The organism is Citrobacter sp. wls829 (assembly GCF_005280825.1).
GTDB lineage: Bacteria > Pseudomonadota > Gammaproteobacteria > Enterobacterales > Enterobacteriaceae > Citrobacter > Citrobacter gillenii.
In genome coordinates this window covers 81,265-94,159 of record NZ_SZWP01000066.1, presented here as the reverse complement: position 1 = coordinate 94,159, position 12,895 = coordinate 81,265, and the positions used below count along the sequence as shown (strand labels likewise).

The following is a 12,895-nucleotide window of genomic DNA, read 5'->3' as shown; positions in this document are numbered from 1 at the left end:
AATATCAACAGAGTAGAGGCGAGCATGGTGTTAGGCAATGCACGCCCGCCGACAATTCGTTATTATGCCCGCTGAATTTAACGACAAGGCCGTGGAAATTATCATGCTGTGGTTCAAAAATTTAATGGTTTACCGTCTTAGCCGCGATGTTTCTTTGCGCGCCGAAGAGATGGAAAAACAGCTTACCTCAATGACGTTTACCCCTTGTGGTAGCCAGGATATGGCAAAAATGGGCTGGGTTCCGCCGATGGGATCGCACAGCGACGCATTGACGCATTCCAACAATGGCCAAATTATTATCTGCGCCCGCAAAGAAGAAAAAATTCTGCCGTCGCCGGTGATCAAGCAGGCGCTGGAAGCCAAAATCTTCAAGCTGGAAGCTGAGCAGGGTCGCAAACTCAAGAAGACCGAGAAAGACTCGCTGAAAGATGAAGTGTTGCACTCCTTGCTGCCGCGTGCCTTTAGCCGCTTTAGCCAGACCATGATGTGGATAGACACCGTTAATGATTTGATCATCGTCGACTGTGCGAGCGCCAAGAAAGCGGAAGATACGCTGGCACTGCTGCGTAAAAGCCTGGGCTCATTGCCGGTAGTCCCGCTGACCCTGGAAAACCCGATAGAGCTCACGCTCACTGAATGGGTCCGTTCCGGGACGACTGCGCAGGGATTCCAGTTGCTTGATGAAGCCGAACTGAAAGCCATGCTGGAAGACGGTGGTGTGATCCGGGCGAAGAAACAGGACCTGGTGAGTGATGAGATCGCCGTGCACATTGAAGCCGGAAAAGTCGTCACCAAGCTGGCTCTCGACTGGCAGCAGCGCATTCAGTTTTTGATGTGTGACGATGGCTCGATTAAGCGTCTGAAGTTCTGCGATGAGCTGCGCGACCAGAACGAAGATATCGACAGAGAAGATTACGGTCAGCGTTTTGATGCCGATTTCATCCTGATGACCGGTGAACTGGCAGCGTTGATTAAAAGCCTGGTGGAAGGATTAGGCGGCGAAGCGCAGCGCTAAGCGCACCCGTCTTGCCGGATAACGCCACAAGCGGCTTATCCGGCATATTACGCTTACAGGTAACGGCAAAGATAGGACGTCGGCTCTGCGACCTGCAGATGAAATTCACTGTGCCCAGGCACGTTAAACGTCTCCCCGGCAGCATACACTTTCCACTCAGTTTCGCCCGGCAGCAATACATTCAATGCCCCGCTCACCACCGTCATCTCTTCAGGTGCCGCCGTGCCAAAGGTGTACTCGCCTTCCACCATCACACCCACGCTCGCGCGGCCAGTACTGCTGCTGGTAAAACCAATCGATTTTACTTTGCCGGAAAAGTATTCATTACTTTGAAGCATACCACTGGCCCTATCTCGTTATTAAGTTAACAACCAATATAGGGGCCTGACGTTCCCTCTGTCACGCAAAATTACGCCAGAAGTTCCGAAGCCAGACGGGCTATCAGCACATTCGACAACAGTACCGGAACGTCGAGTGATTTTTGCAGTACATCACGATGACGCTGATTAAACCCCAGGCAGTCGAGCATAATCACGTCGGCACCTTGTTCAAGAAGTTGCTTTCCAGCATCAATCAGTTGTTGTTCAGTGCCATCAATGGGATTGGCCACGGCATAGACTGGCGGCGTTTGTAGCACCTGCCATTTCTGCGTCTGGGCGGCGAGTAATTCAGTGACGGGTACAATCACACCAACCTGATGCCCGTCGACAATCGACGCCACCAGAGGGGGAATAATACGTAAGGGCTCCAGCAGGATGCCGTTTCGGATCGTCAGACGAGTAATGACCGCAGTGCTCATCAATAAAATGACGTCAAAGCCCTGATTATCCAGCACCTCAACGATACCTTGCAGCGCGCGTTCCACTTTCTGGCGCGAAACGTGCGCCAACTGTTGGTCACTGAGCAGCGTTAATAACACATCGTCGCCCGGCGAGATGGCGTACTCGGCCATCACCTCTTCCCGCCGCATCTGCCCTAGCAAACTATGGTGGGTAATGTGTTGCTCATCGATATATTCCGTCAGGAGCGGTAATACCTCACACATCGGCACAACGCCAATCGTGAGGATAGCCAACGACGTACTCATGTGTTGCTCCACCGTCTTCTTACTTTGCTGTGAATTCCCGGATAAATACCGGGCACTGACCTGCGCTACAAATGTTCAAAAGCGTAGCAGCGGATAAGCAATACATTGTGTAAAGATTCCAAATCATTCTAATAATTTATTGTTATCGTTTACTTTTCATTTTTCGCACTCTCCAGAGACGTGCGAAAAATGTGACACAGACAGCGTCCGACCTCAGGTTTTCTGCGGATCCTCATAGCGTTTTTTGCCATCCATTGCTTCCTGCGCGGACGGATGTTCGCTAATCAACGAATTCGGCTTCGGGTGGTCAGCGCGGAGTTGATACCAGGTGACTGTCTGGCCTGGCGTACCTTTTTCAACAGTAACAATCGTCGCTTTACGTGGATAAGGGGGGTTTGTCGGCATAGCGCTTCCTTTTGAATGGATAAGCGTTAAGTATAGACCCCACCCTGCAACCGCGGCGCAGCCTGGGGCATCATCGCCAGGATATCAGCCACAACCTGAGAGGGTTCGTGCGTTGCATCAACAATAAAGTGCGCCGCTTGACGATACAGCTCGTCGCGTTGCTCAAGCACTTCCTGCACCTCTTCGGTCAGCGGTTTACCGGTTAAGGTTGGGCGCAATCCTTCTTCAGGCGCGGCTTCCAGGCGACTCACCAGTACCGAGACCGGCGCGCTTAAATAAATGACCATGCCGTTATTTCGCATGTAGTGACGGTTATATTCGGTAAGAATAATGCCGCCACCGGTCGCAATAACCGTTGAGGGGCCGGTCACGGCCTGCAAAGCGGTCGTCTCCTGAGCGCGAAATCCTTCCCACCCCTCTCTTTCAACGATTTCGGCAACGGTCATTTGCACATGTGATTGCAACCAGCGATCGGTATCAACAAACTGGAAGTCGATAGCTTTCGCCAGCGCCATACCGGTTGTCGTCTTACCACAGCCCCGCGGGCCAACAAGAAAAAGAGGTTGCGTCATCGAAGAAATTCCCCAGAGAGCCGCCCACAAGCGGGATCTGATGCTGTTAAAGTTATAATCATACCATCAAACTAGTACATCACCAAAACGTAAAGAATAAGTTCCACCACAGACTAAAAAGCCCATTAATTCTCACTATAACAAGATTTCACAATGATGAAAGTGTAAAAAATAAATTACAGTCGTTATTTTCTACGCTGAACTTCCAGCCACCACTTATCCAGTTCAGCAGCAAAATGCTGTCGGTCGCGCGGTGAAAGCGTGTCCGGGCCTCCGGTCTGGATCCCACTGGCACGGAGTGTATCCATAAAATCACGCATCATCAGACGTTCGCGGATGGTGGCTTCGGTATAGCGTTCGCCACGAGGATTCAGCGCCGCGGCCCCTTTTTCAATCACTTCAGAAGCCAGCGGTATATCCGCCGTTACCACCAAATCGCCTGCGCTACACTGACGCACAATCTCGTTATCGGCAACATCAAACCCGGCAGGAACACGTAATGTACGGATAAAACGCGAAGGCGGCACGCGCAAACTCTGGTTGGCGACCAAAATCAGCGGCATCTGCATACGCTCTGAAGCTCGGTACAAAATATCTTTAATCACATTCGGACACGCATCCGCATCCACCCATATTGTCATAACACCTCCTGGTTCCTGTGTAATCGCACATTGTCTCGTGCTTTTACTTTCCGGCAAAGTGCTGTTTCTCCTTCAGAACATATCCATTCCGCGCTAAGCTTAACTTTCCCAGGTATACCCTAAGTAATTCAAAAGTATGACGGGTATAAAACAATGAATATCACGCATAGGGAGTGACAAGATGGACAAGAAAATTGGTTTTATCGGCTGCGGCAATATGGGCAAAGCCATTCTTGGAGGCATGATCGCCAGTGGTCAGGTTCTCCCCGGACAAATCTGGGTCTATACCCCCTCTCCTGATAAAGTCGCCGCATTACACGACCAGTACGGCATCAACGCCGCGCAGTCGGCGCAGGAAGTCGCCCAAATTGCCGATATTGTCTTTGGTGCTGTGAAACCCGGCATCATGGTTAAAGTGCTGAGCGAAATCACCTCCAGCCTGAACAAAGATTCACTGGTCGTCTCTATTGCCGCTGGCGTCACGCTCGATCAGCTTGCCCGCGCGCTGGGTCATGACCGTAAAATTATCCGCGCGATGCCCAACACACCGTCGCTGGTTAATGCGGGCATGACCTCCGTAACGCCAAACGCGCTGGTGACGCCGGAAGATACGGCTGACGTATTAAATATTTTCCGCTGCTTTGGCGAAGCTGAAGTGATTGCGGAATCGATGATTCACCCGGTCGTCGGCGTCAGCGGTTCTGCGCCGGCCTACGTGTTTATGTTTATTGAAGCGATGGCTGATGCGGCCGTCCAGGGCGGCATGCCCCGTGCGCAGGCGTATAAATTCGCCGCACAGGCGGTGATGGGGTCAGCAAAAATGGTTCTCGAAACAGGAAAACATCCTGGAGAACTGAAGGATATGGTGTGCTCACCAGGTGGAACAACCATTGAGGCCGTGCGCGTTCTGGAGGCCCGTGGTTTCCGTTCTTCAGTCATTGAAGCGATGGTTAAGTGCATGGAACAGTCGGAAAAACTAAGCAAATCCTGAGTGGGCAACCGGACGTCAGGCCGCCGCTTCAGTGCGGTTACGTCCGGAATTCTTTGCTTTATAAAGCGCCATATCCGCCGATTTCAGCCATTCTCGATAGTGTTCCGTTTCTGAAGTCAGCGGTGCGACGCCGACGCTGATACGCAGAGCAACCTGCGGAGCACAGGACAATCGCAATAGGCTGAGTCGTTCGTGGACACGAGACATGGCGGCGATGGCGCTGCTCGCCGGGGTACCGCACATAATCACAGCAAATTCATCGCCACCAAAACGCCCTATGACATCGCTGCCGCGCAGCGTCATCTGCAACTGACGCGTTAGCGCGACAATAGCCTCATCGCCAACGTCATGGCCCCAGGTATCGTTAATACTTTTGAAGTGGTCGATATCGATAATCAGTAACGTGGCGTCGCGCTGATAACGGCGGCAGTTATCAAATTCATTGCGCAGCAAAAGCTCCCAATGACGTCGGTTATACACACCGGTCATACCATCTCGCGTGCTCATCACCTGCAACCGACGCTTGTGCTCAGCCAGTTTGATGACCGTCTTATAGCTCACCCACGCAAACAGCAGCGGATACAACACCAACACCGGCAGCGACAACATCACACTCAGTTGCGTACTGCTAAACACCACGGGGATGTCCGTCAGTTGCAGGGTGACCAGACATGAGACAATCGTCAACACCAGACCGGCGATGAATAACCGTATTCCCCCTGCGCCCATCAGGTTAATACAGATAATCATCAGTAGGGCCGTCGACGGTAGCAGGTTTACCCCCATCAGCCCTATCCACATTCCGGTCAGAATCGCATCGGCTTTTAAGTTGGTGAATTCGCTATGCATCGGGTCATCTGCTTTGCCCGCCAACTGCCATGCCAGATGCGGCCAGACAAAAGCCCATCCTACCAATAAAAGCCACCAGCCTCCGGTGATCGGCTGAGACACCAGGACCGACGCGATAGGGAAAAACATCCCGCCCAATCCCACCGCGCGCGGCAGCCTGATCCGTCGGGCAAATCGCAGTCCGGAGCGCTGATGGTCATTTTGATGAAGCGATAAAACCGCTTCATTTGGGACGACCTTTTTTTGATAGAAACTTTCATCATTCATCGTATTTAGGAACATTCTGAAACAAATTTCCCAAATTATAGAAAGGAGGACGTGCGCGGGAGTATGATATTTCGGGTGAGCGAATTTCGCTGCTCACCCTTATGTACTACGCAATTACGCTGCTTTTTTCAGGCAGGCACTCATAAATTTATTGCGATCATCACTTTTCAGCGACTGTTCCGTTGCCTGAACATTACATTCACGCATCTTCTGTTGCTGTGGCGTCAGGCTTTTTTCCTCGGGGGCCGATTTACTGTTTTTCAGGCAATCACTCATATAGCTCTTACGCGCATCCCCTTTTAAGGTCTGCGCAGTGGCCTGCTGGTTACAGGTGGTCATTCGTTGTTGTTGCGGGGTTAGCGTTTTCTCGGCGGCGCCAACAGTCGCTAAAAAAAGCAGACCAAAAAGCAACGTCATAACTAATGATATTTTCATAGCACCTTCCTTTTCTGAACGACGAGACACAGATAAGTCTGGCTGCTAACGATAAAAAAACCACCCGACAGCAAAAGTAATGCCGCCGGGCGTGTACTTATTTCAGCCCTAAGGCCGATTTCATGGTGTAGAACAAATCGGTCTGGTCGGTCAGGCCAACCACATTCGCCGCATGCGGCCCATAGGCAGCAATACGCAGTTGGCTGCCCGTATGCTCCTGAGATTCTTCTTCAGAGTTGCCGTAGCTGATGACCATCACCGCGCCATCTTTGGTGTTCAGCGCCTGAGTCAGACCCGGCGCTTTGGTATCTGGCGCCACTATCTGGCTGGCATGCGCGTGATCGGCGGTTACCACCACCAGCGTATTACCGTCTTTCTTCGCAAAGGCCAGCGCGCGCTGTACGGCTTCGTCCAGATCGACCGTTTCGCCAATCTGCCCGCACGGGTTAGCAGCATGATCCTGTTTATCGATTGACGCGCCTTCCACCTGCAGGAAGAAGCCTTTTTCATTTTTGCTTAACAGCTCAATCGCTTTATCCGTCATCTGTGCCAGCGTCGGCACCGTGTCGTTGCGTTTGGCATTTGGCGTACAGGTCACAGCCGGCTTATCAATGTTGCCATGATACGAGGCTTTCGGTCCTTCCCAACGCACCGGCATATTACCTTCAGAGAACAACCCCAGCAGCGGTTTATCCTGACTGGCGTCAGTGATTGCCGCAAGCGATGCGGCGTCGCTCACCAACTGATAGCCGCGCATCTGCGCCTGCTCACGCAGCGTCTTGCCCTGCCATTCACCCGCAGCAGCGGTTTCAGCAAACGTTTTTGCCCCGCCCCCCAGCGTGACGTCGGCACGAGCATTCAACAATTGTTCAGTGATTGACCCTTTACCGCCGTTTTCCAGCGCATTAGTCGGGCATTTTTCACGGGTCACGCTCGGACCGTAGCATTTACGTGACGTCACATGCGCAACCAGCGCAGCCGGAGTGGCATCCTGTAATTCAGCTGTAGAAACGTTGCCGGTAGCCAGACCTGCGGCTTTTGCCATTTCCAGAATCGTGGCGTGATCTTTTTCATGGATATCAACGCCCAGCGCACCATTATAGGATTTCACCCCGGTGGTCCACGCCGTTGCCGAAGCCGCTGAATCTGTCACGTAATCGGGTTTACCCGTTTTCTTATCCAGCGAATAGTGGGTGTATTGTCCAGTCAGGGGTAGCGCATCAATCCCTTTAAAAAAGCCGCCCGCGCCTTCGGCATAATTTCGCGCTGCAGTAATTTCTGAGTCACCCATACCATCGCCGATCAGCAAAATAATATTTTTAGCCGGTTTATTAATCAGTGAATCACGCAGAGCGGCCGTTTGATCGCCGGCTAATCGGCGAGCGCCACCCGGCATGGTGATATCCCCCTGAGCGGCGCGATTATCCATAACCGGCACAGCAGATGATTCTGCATAAATAACCGGGGTAAACAGCAAAGGTAACAGGGCAATAGCGAGTGCGCTTTGTTTCACTTTATTTTCTCCATGTATAAATACGGTAAAATTAAAACAAAGCGACTATAAGTATTTGATGTGACACTTTTATGATGATTCAACGTCGTGAGGCGCTACGCAAACCTCAATACGCTTTGGGTACCCTCTCGCCGACGTCATGCAAGGTTGTTAAACAGGCTGGCATGCGGCTTACGCCTGCCAGTGTACCCTCAATATGACGAATCAGTGTTTGCTGCTCATGCGTCGCCATCGTATGCAGCATTTCCATGATAACGCGCTCTAAGGTTTCTACCTGAGCGGCGAGGTCCTGTGACTCTTCTTCTTTTTGGGCGAGCTTAAGTAACAACTCAGTGACGAGATTTTTCATTTGTGTATTCCCTTAACAAAATATGGGTCACGGTAGCATTATGGCTCCCAACTGCCTAGGGGATGAAAGTTGTATTTTTAGCAGAAATAAAACGTTTTGCGAAAACAATCACACCGCAAAATAAGATGAATTGGGAATTACGACAGAATTATTCAATATAAAAGGGTGAGAAGCTTAATAATCACCCAATAATATAATACAAACTTATGGATAAACCCCGCTGACAGCCAACGGGGTTTATTCGCCATTCAGCGCGTGCGACGCCGACGTCGTAACGCGACAGCCAGTTGCCAAATGTTGATCAGCACAATGCTCGCGGTCGCGATAAACACCCAGCGAAAACCCGCCATGGCCGACACGGTGGCTCCCATTAACGGTCCGGCGACGTTGCCCAGATACATAAACGACTGGTTATAGCCAAAAATACGCCCAGTTACCTGGTCGCTGGAGTATTTCACCAGTAGCGTTTGCACGGCAGGAAGCATTGCGCCATCGGCAAAGCCTAGCAGGAAACGCAATACCCCCAACTGCAACGGCGTTGTGACCCAGGACATGGCGAAAAACAGCACCACGGCAAAGATAAGCGTCGCCATGAGGATCCGTTCAGTTCCCACCCGATCGCCTAATTTGCCCAGCCGGGGGGCTGAAATCAGCGCCGATATACCAGGCACCGAGGCAATCAGCCCGCTGAGAAAGGCAATATTGCCGCTGTCTGGCACCATCGATTTAATAAACAGTGCCAGAATGGGACCGATTGATCCGTTGCACAACTGGATAACCAGGGTAGTAAAAAACAGGCTGATCACCAGCGCCGGATAAGGCAACGAGGCGAACACAGCCTTGCCGCTTAAGCGTTCACTTTTTTTAATCGTTGGGCGCACACCCTCTTTAATGAAGAATAACGTGACCATGAAACTGACCACCAGCAGCCCGGCGGTAATACAAAATACCGCGCGCAAGCCCACGTGGTCGGCAATAAAACCGCCCATCAGCGGCCCACCAATCACCCCGCTAATCTGTGCCGTAGAGAGCGTACTTAGCGCCCAACCGCTGCGTTCACGCGGAACCTGCGACGCCACTAACGCCATCGCATTAGGGATGTATCCCGACGTTAATCCCATCACACCACGCAGCAGGAAAAGCTGCCAGACATTAGTGGCAAAGGCCTGCAATAAAATCGCAATCGCCATCCCCAACGAGGCGCGCAGCAGCATCAGCTTACGCCCTTTACGATCGGCTAAACTGCCCCACATCGGCGAAACAATGGCGGAAATCAGAAAGGTGACGCTAAACGTTAACCCGGACCACATCGATAGCGCTTCATGCGAGGTCACCCCGAGCTGGGAAACATAGAGCGGTAAAAAAGGCAGGATTTGGCTGATCGCCAGTCCGGTAAAAAAGCACCCGAACCAAACGGAAATAAGGTTAACTCTCCAGGATTCCATAGGGACTCATAACGATAAGTAGCTGAAAACTGCGAGCAGCTTAACAAATTACGTGTCCGGACAAGGGCCCAGAGGTGCGATACCTCACAGTTTAGTATTTTATCTCCCCGCTCATCATATTTGTGATATTCATCACACATAACCCCTATTTATTGCAGGGGAATATGCTTTGAGGCTCCAGCGCAGATTTGTGAGTTTCCTTTCCCTGGCGACGCACGAAAACATTCTGCCAGAAGCCGAGGAATCCTGCGTTTTGTCGTGGTAATGTATGTGCTTTGCATTCATGGAATGGGTTTTTAAGATGGCAAAGTTGCGGGTAGGAATCGTATTTGGTGGTAAATCAGCAGAACATGAAGTGTCATTGCAATCGGCAAAAAATATTGTCGATGCCATCGACAAGACTCGCTTTGATGTTGTGCTGTTAGGTATTGATAAAGAAGGGCAATGGCACGTCAGCGATGCCAGCAACTATCTACTTAATGCCAACGACCCGGCGCGTATTGCGCTGCGTCCTTCGGCAACCAGCCTGGCGCAGGTACCGGGAAAGCAAGAACACCAGTTGATTGATGCGCACAACGGTCAGCCGCTGCAAACCGTCGATGTTATTTTCCCGATTGTGCACGGTACGTTGGGCGAAGATGGTTCCCTGCAAGGTATGCTGCGCGTGGCAAATCTCCCGTTCGTCGGTTCCGACGTGCTGGGCTCAGCGGCATGCATGGATAAAGACGTGACTAAACGTCTGCTGCGCGACGCCGGATTAAACATTGCCCCCTTTATTACGCTCACCCGCGCTAATCGTAATAGCATCAGCTTCGCAGAGGTTGAATCGCGCCTGGGCCTGCCGCTGTTCGTCAAGCCGGCTAATCAGGGCTCGTCCGTTGGGGTCAGTAAAGTCACCAACGAAGCTCAATATAACCAGGCCGTGGCGCTGGCATTTGAGTTCGACCATAAAGTGGTGGTGGAACAAGGGGTCGTTGGTCGTGAGATCGAATGCGCGGTGCTGGGGAACGATCATCCGCAGGCCAGCACCTGTGGCGAGATCGTTCTGAACAGCGATTTTTACGCCTATGACACCAAGTACATTGACGATAACGGTGCCAAAGTCGTGGTCCCGGCGGCCATTGCGCCGGAGATTAACGACAAGATCCGCGAGATAGCGATCCAGGCTTACCAGACGCTGGGTTGCGCTGGCATGGCACGCGTAGATGTGTTCTTAACCGCGGAAAATGACGTGGTGATCAACGAGATCAACACGCTACCGGGCTTCACCAATATCAGTATGTATCCAAAACTGTGGCAGGCGAGCGGCTTAGGTTATACCGATTTGATCACCCGTCTGATCGAACTGGCGCTGGAGCGTCATGCGGCAAACAGCGCGCTGAAAACCAGTATGTAAACCCCCGCCAGGGTGCCCGATAGCTATTGGGCATCCTGCGTTTCGTCATCTTCCGCGCGGCGGCGGATAATCAATCCGGCAAGCCAAAAGCTAATCACCCAGGTAACCAGCCCCACCGCATAGGTTTGCCACCCCTTCGCTTCAAATCCCAGTAATCCCACCACCCCGTTGAGAATAAAGATAAGCCCAATAGCAAACGCGTAGTAGTGCCAGTCGCGGCGAAGTTTTACAGGCAGGTTCATAACAGCTCCGGGGATCACAACGTTATAAAGACGCATCCTCGCACATTTCTCTCTGGCGGTCTGTGGCGTAGGCAGAATTTCTTAGATGTAATCTAATTTCACTTAAGGTTACATATTTGTGACGACAGGCAAAAAAACGAAATCCAGGAATAATCCCTGGCTGAAATTACCATCATTCTGATATTGACAATCCCGATCACCTGTCAGACTCACTGTCAGTTACTGGCATTACGTCAAGAAAAGCAGGTTGTTGCTGGAGGTCTTTATGGCTGATTTTACGCTCTCAAAATTCCCGTTTAAGGGCAAGCATCGGGATCCCTCCTCGCTGACCGGCAACATTGTCTATGCCGTCTTTGTGCTGTTTTGCTTTTGGGTCGGGGCGCAGGTATTAACCCTACTGGCTCACGCACCCGGTATTTATGAACAGCTAATGCAACTGCAAATGCAGGAGAGCGGACGCCCGCACATCGAGATCGGGTTGGGCGTAGGAACAATTTTTGGTTTGATTCCCTTCCTGGTCGGCGGTCTGATTCTTGGCACCATCGCAGCCGTGTTGCACTGGCGCCAACGCCATCACAAAGATGACTGACCCATACATTTTGCCCGTCGCTCATCCACCCGTTTCGCAAACCACGCGGTGGTCAGATTACGGGTAATCTTTGGACTTTCGAGCTGAATACCCGGCAGCATTTCGCGGGGTAAGGTTTTGCCCGTTTTCGCTTCCGCTAGCTTATACACGTTCTTGTACAACGCGGTCTCTTCAAACGCGAGGCTGTCACCTTTTTGCAACTGCCGATGGATATCACTCTCGCTCATGTCCAGCTTCCCGGCCAGCTTACGTACCGCCAGCTCTGTTTTGCCCGGATCGTTGCTGTCGTAGCGAATCAAATCACCGTCCAACGCCAGTTTCACGCCGCTGGCCTTAGTCACCGCGTTCTGGAAAGCCGCATTACGACTGGCGTACCAGCCCGCATTAAAATCAGCGAAACGGAAGATAGGCGCGCTATAGTTCGCCGGGTAATTCAGCAAATGATAGGTCCCGAACCACAGCCCACCACGACGGGTGAAGACTTCCTGACGTACCGTCCCCGCCATTTTCCACGGATAGCCTGAAGCGTGTTGTTCAGCAAACGCGATGCTGACCTGCATCGGACCGCCTGTATGCACCGGATTAAGCGAACCGAATAGCGTCTGCCCCATCGGCACCATATTGATAAAATCATCAAAAATAGCGCTAAGCTGCTTTTCCGTTTTTACCGAATCCAGACGCTCGCTGTAGGTTTTGCCGGTCGGCGAGTTAATCTTCAGCGCGGTGTGCACCACAAACAGCGGAATATGCATGCGCTCAGCGCGGCGGTCGATCTCTTTCCAGGCTATTTTATTTAAGCCCGGTACCGCCGGGTCCGCCTGATAGTTAGACTCCTGCTGCGCTACCGCCAGCACCGAACAGACATTCTCAACCGTCGGTGCCAGCTTCTGGCTTTCAAACGTCCTGGCCAGATCCTGCGCCCAGGCGTCTCTGTCCTTCACGCTGGCCGGCATCTTCTGACGGACCACGCTCGCCACATCGACGGCTTTCTCCCCTTTTTTTAACGGCTGCGAAGACTGGCTACTGCATCCCACCAGCACCAACGCCGCCAGACAAGACCAGGGGTAAAGACGGGAAACCGTCGACATAACATCTCCTT

Annotated in this window: 16 protein-coding genes; 4 read left to right on the top strand and 12 right to left on the bottom strand. The window is 52.0% G+C overall.

Features of this window, described 5'->3' with window-relative positions:
- Positions 1 to 103: 103 nt before the first annotated feature.
- Positions 104 to 1,015, top strand: coding sequence for a recombination-associated protein RdgC (gene rdgC, locus FDW88_RS13185; RefSeq protein ID WP_137362723.1), 912 nt, complete (start codon positions 104 to 106; stop codon positions 1,013 to 1,015).
- A 53-nt stretch (positions 1,016 to 1,068) separates the two neighbouring features.
- Here the strand turns inward: rdgC and ppnP are convergent, their stop codons facing one another.
- The 5 genes from ppnP to FDW88_RS13160 all read right to left on the bottom strand — a co-directional run bounded on the left by ppnP (position 1,069) and on the right by FDW88_RS13160 (position 3,720).
- The gene (gene ppnP / locus FDW88_RS13180) at positions 1,069 to 1,353 is read right to left on the bottom strand and encodes a pyrimidine/purine nucleoside phosphorylase (protein ID WP_115259253.1); all 285 of its coding nucleotides are present in this window, start codon (positions 1,351 to 1,353) and stop codon (positions 1,069 to 1,071) included.
- A gap of 71 nt (positions 1,354 to 1,424) precedes the next feature.
- Positions 1,425 to 2,102: an AroM family protein gene (locus FDW88_RS13175; RefSeq protein ID WP_115259254.1), complete on the bottom strand. Its 678-nt coding sequence runs from the start codon at positions 2,100 to 2,102 to the stop codon at positions 1,425 to 1,427.
- A 213-nt stretch (positions 2,103 to 2,315) separates the two neighbouring features.
- The gene (gene yaiA / locus FDW88_RS13170; protein WP_137362722.1) at positions 2,316 to 2,507 is read right to left on the bottom strand and encodes a protein YaiA; all 192 of its coding nucleotides are present in this window, start codon (positions 2,505 to 2,507) and stop codon (positions 2,316 to 2,318) included.
- 26 nt (positions 2,508 to 2,533) lie between these two features.
- Positions 2,534 to 3,079 (bottom strand): shikimate kinase AroL, encoded by a 546-nt coding sequence (gene aroL / locus FDW88_RS13165; protein ID WP_135912477.1) that lies wholly within the window; start codon positions 3,077 to 3,079, stop codon positions 2,534 to 2,536.
- 185 nt (positions 3,080 to 3,264) lie between these two features.
- Positions 3,265 to 3,720, bottom strand: coding sequence for a YaiI/YqxD family protein (locus FDW88_RS13160; protein WP_096758108.1), 456 nt, complete (start codon positions 3,718 to 3,720; stop codon positions 3,265 to 3,267).
- A 181-nt stretch (positions 3,721 to 3,901) separates the two neighbouring features.
- Between FDW88_RS13160 and proC the strand changes: the two genes are divergently transcribed.
- On the top strand, positions 3,902 to 4,711 hold the full coding sequence (proC, locus tag FDW88_RS13155; protein WP_096758109.1) for a pyrroline-5-carboxylate reductase: 810 nt from the start codon (positions 3,902 to 3,904) through the stop codon (positions 4,709 to 4,711).
- 15 nt (positions 4,712 to 4,726) lie between these two features.
- On the opposite strand, the gene adrA is transcribed toward proC, so the two are convergent.
- The 5 genes from adrA to FDW88_RS13130 form a co-directional block, all read right to left on the bottom strand.
- On the bottom strand, positions 4,727 to 5,842 hold the full coding sequence (gene adrA / locus FDW88_RS13150) for a diguanylate cyclase AdrA (RefSeq protein WP_115259256.1): 1,116 nt from the start codon (positions 5,840 to 5,842) through the stop codon (positions 4,727 to 4,729).
- Positions 5,843 to 5,941: 99 nt separating this feature from the next.
- Positions 5,942 to 6,262: a phosphate starvation-inducible protein PsiF gene (gene psiF, locus FDW88_RS13145; RefSeq protein WP_137362721.1), complete on the bottom strand. Its 321-nt coding sequence runs from the start codon at positions 6,260 to 6,262 to the stop codon at positions 5,942 to 5,944.
- A gap of 97 nt (positions 6,263 to 6,359) precedes the next feature.
- Entirely contained in the window at positions 6,360 to 7,775 is a 1,416-nt protein-coding gene (phoA, locus tag FDW88_RS13140; protein WP_137362720.1) for an alkaline phosphatase, read from the bottom strand.
- Positions 7,776 to 7,881: 106 nt separating this feature from the next.
- The gene (locus FDW88_RS13135; protein WP_137362719.1) at positions 7,882 to 8,124 is read right to left on the bottom strand and encodes a sigma-S stabilization anti-adapter protein IraP; all 243 of its coding nucleotides are present in this window, start codon (positions 8,122 to 8,124) and stop codon (positions 7,882 to 7,884) included.
- Between the two features lie 248 nt (positions 8,125 to 8,372).
- On the bottom strand, positions 8,373 to 9,569 hold the full coding sequence (locus tag FDW88_RS13130; protein ID WP_096758114.1) for a multidrug efflux MFS transporter: 1,197 nt from the start codon (positions 9,567 to 9,569) through the stop codon (positions 8,373 to 8,375).
- A 301-nt stretch (positions 9,570 to 9,870) separates the two neighbouring features.
- Between FDW88_RS13130 and ddlA the strand changes: the two genes are divergently transcribed.
- Positions 9,871 to 10,965: a D-alanine--D-alanine ligase gene (gene ddlA / locus FDW88_RS13125; RefSeq protein WP_096759461.1), complete on the top strand. Its 1,095-nt coding sequence runs from the start codon at positions 9,871 to 9,873 to the stop codon at positions 10,963 to 10,965.
- Positions 10,966 to 10,988: 23 nt separating this feature from the next.
- Here the strand turns inward: ddlA and FDW88_RS13120 are convergent, their stop codons facing one another.
- The gene (locus FDW88_RS13120) at positions 10,989 to 11,207 is read right to left on the bottom strand and encodes a DUF2754 domain-containing protein (protein ID WP_115259258.1); all 219 of its coding nucleotides are present in this window, start codon (positions 11,205 to 11,207) and stop codon (positions 10,989 to 10,991) included.
- A 265-nt stretch (positions 11,208 to 11,472) separates the two neighbouring features.
- Between FDW88_RS13120 and FDW88_RS13115 the strand changes: the two genes are divergently transcribed.
- On the top strand, positions 11,473 to 11,796 hold the full coding sequence (locus FDW88_RS13115) for a DUF2755 family protein (protein ID WP_115259259.1): 324 nt from the start codon (positions 11,473 to 11,475) through the stop codon (positions 11,794 to 11,796).
- Here FDW88_RS13115 and FDW88_RS13110 read toward each other — a convergent pair.
- Complete coding sequence (locus FDW88_RS13110; protein ID WP_096758117.1) at positions 11,781 to 12,884, bottom strand: DUF1615 domain-containing protein; 1,104 nt, start codon at positions 12,882 to 12,884, stop codon at positions 11,781 to 11,783. The genes FDW88_RS13115 and FDW88_RS13110 overlap by 16 nt on opposite strands.
- Positions 12,885 to 12,895: the final 11 nt, after the last annotated feature.

Bases quoted from the DNA above. Each gene is read 5' to 3' on its own strand.
- rdgC (WP_137362723.1), top strand. From the start codon at position 104: ATGCTGTGGTTCAAAAATTTAATGGTTTACCGTCTTAGCCGCGATGTT.
- ppnP (WP_115259253.1), bottom strand. From the start codon at position 1,353: ATGCTTCAAAGTAATGAATACTTTTCCGGCAAAGTAAAATCGATTGGT.
- FDW88_RS13175 (WP_115259254.1), bottom strand. From the start codon at position 2,102: ATGAGTACGTCGTTGGCTATCCTCACGATTGGCGTTGTGCCGATGTGT.
- yaiA (WP_137362722.1), bottom strand. From the start codon at position 2,507: ATGCCGACAAACCCCCCTTATCCACGTAAAGCGACGATTGTTACTGTT.
- aroL (WP_135912477.1), bottom strand. From the start codon at position 3,079: ATGACGCAACCTCTTTTTCTTGTTGGCCCGCGGGGCTGTGGTAAGACG.
- FDW88_RS13160 (WP_096758108.1), bottom strand. From the start codon at position 3,720: ATGACAATATGGGTGGATGCGGATGCGTGTCCGAATGTGATTAAAGAT.
- proC (WP_096758109.1), top strand. From the start codon at position 3,902: ATGGACAAGAAAATTGGTTTTATCGGCTGCGGCAATATGGGCAAAGCC.
- adrA (WP_115259256.1), bottom strand. From the start codon at position 5,842: ATGTTCCTAAATACGATGAATGATGAAAGTTTCTATCAAAAAAAGGTC.
- psiF (WP_137362721.1), bottom strand. From the start codon at position 6,262: ATGAAAATATCATTAGTTATGACGTTGCTTTTTGGTCTGCTTTTTTTA.
- FDW88_RS13135 (WP_137362719.1), bottom strand. From the start codon at position 8,124: ATGAAAAATCTCGTCACTGAGTTGTTACTTAAGCTCGCCCAAAAAGAA.
- FDW88_RS13130 (WP_096758114.1), bottom strand. From the start codon at position 9,569: ATGGAATCCTGGAGAGTTAACCTTATTTCCGTTTGGTTCGGGTGCTTT.
- ddlA (WP_096759461.1), top strand. From the start codon at position 9,871: ATGGCAAAGTTGCGGGTAGGAATCGTATTTGGTGGTAAATCAGCAGAA.
- FDW88_RS13120 (WP_115259258.1), bottom strand. From the start codon at position 11,207: ATGAACCTGCCTGTAAAACTTCGCCGCGACTGGCACTACTACGCGTTT.
- FDW88_RS13115 (WP_115259259.1), top strand. From the start codon at position 11,473: ATGGCTGATTTTACGCTCTCAAAATTCCCGTTTAAGGGCAAGCATCGG.
- FDW88_RS13110 (WP_096758117.1), bottom strand. From the start codon at position 12,884: ATGTCGACGGTTTCCCGTCTTTACCCCTGGTCTTGTCTGGCGGCGTTG.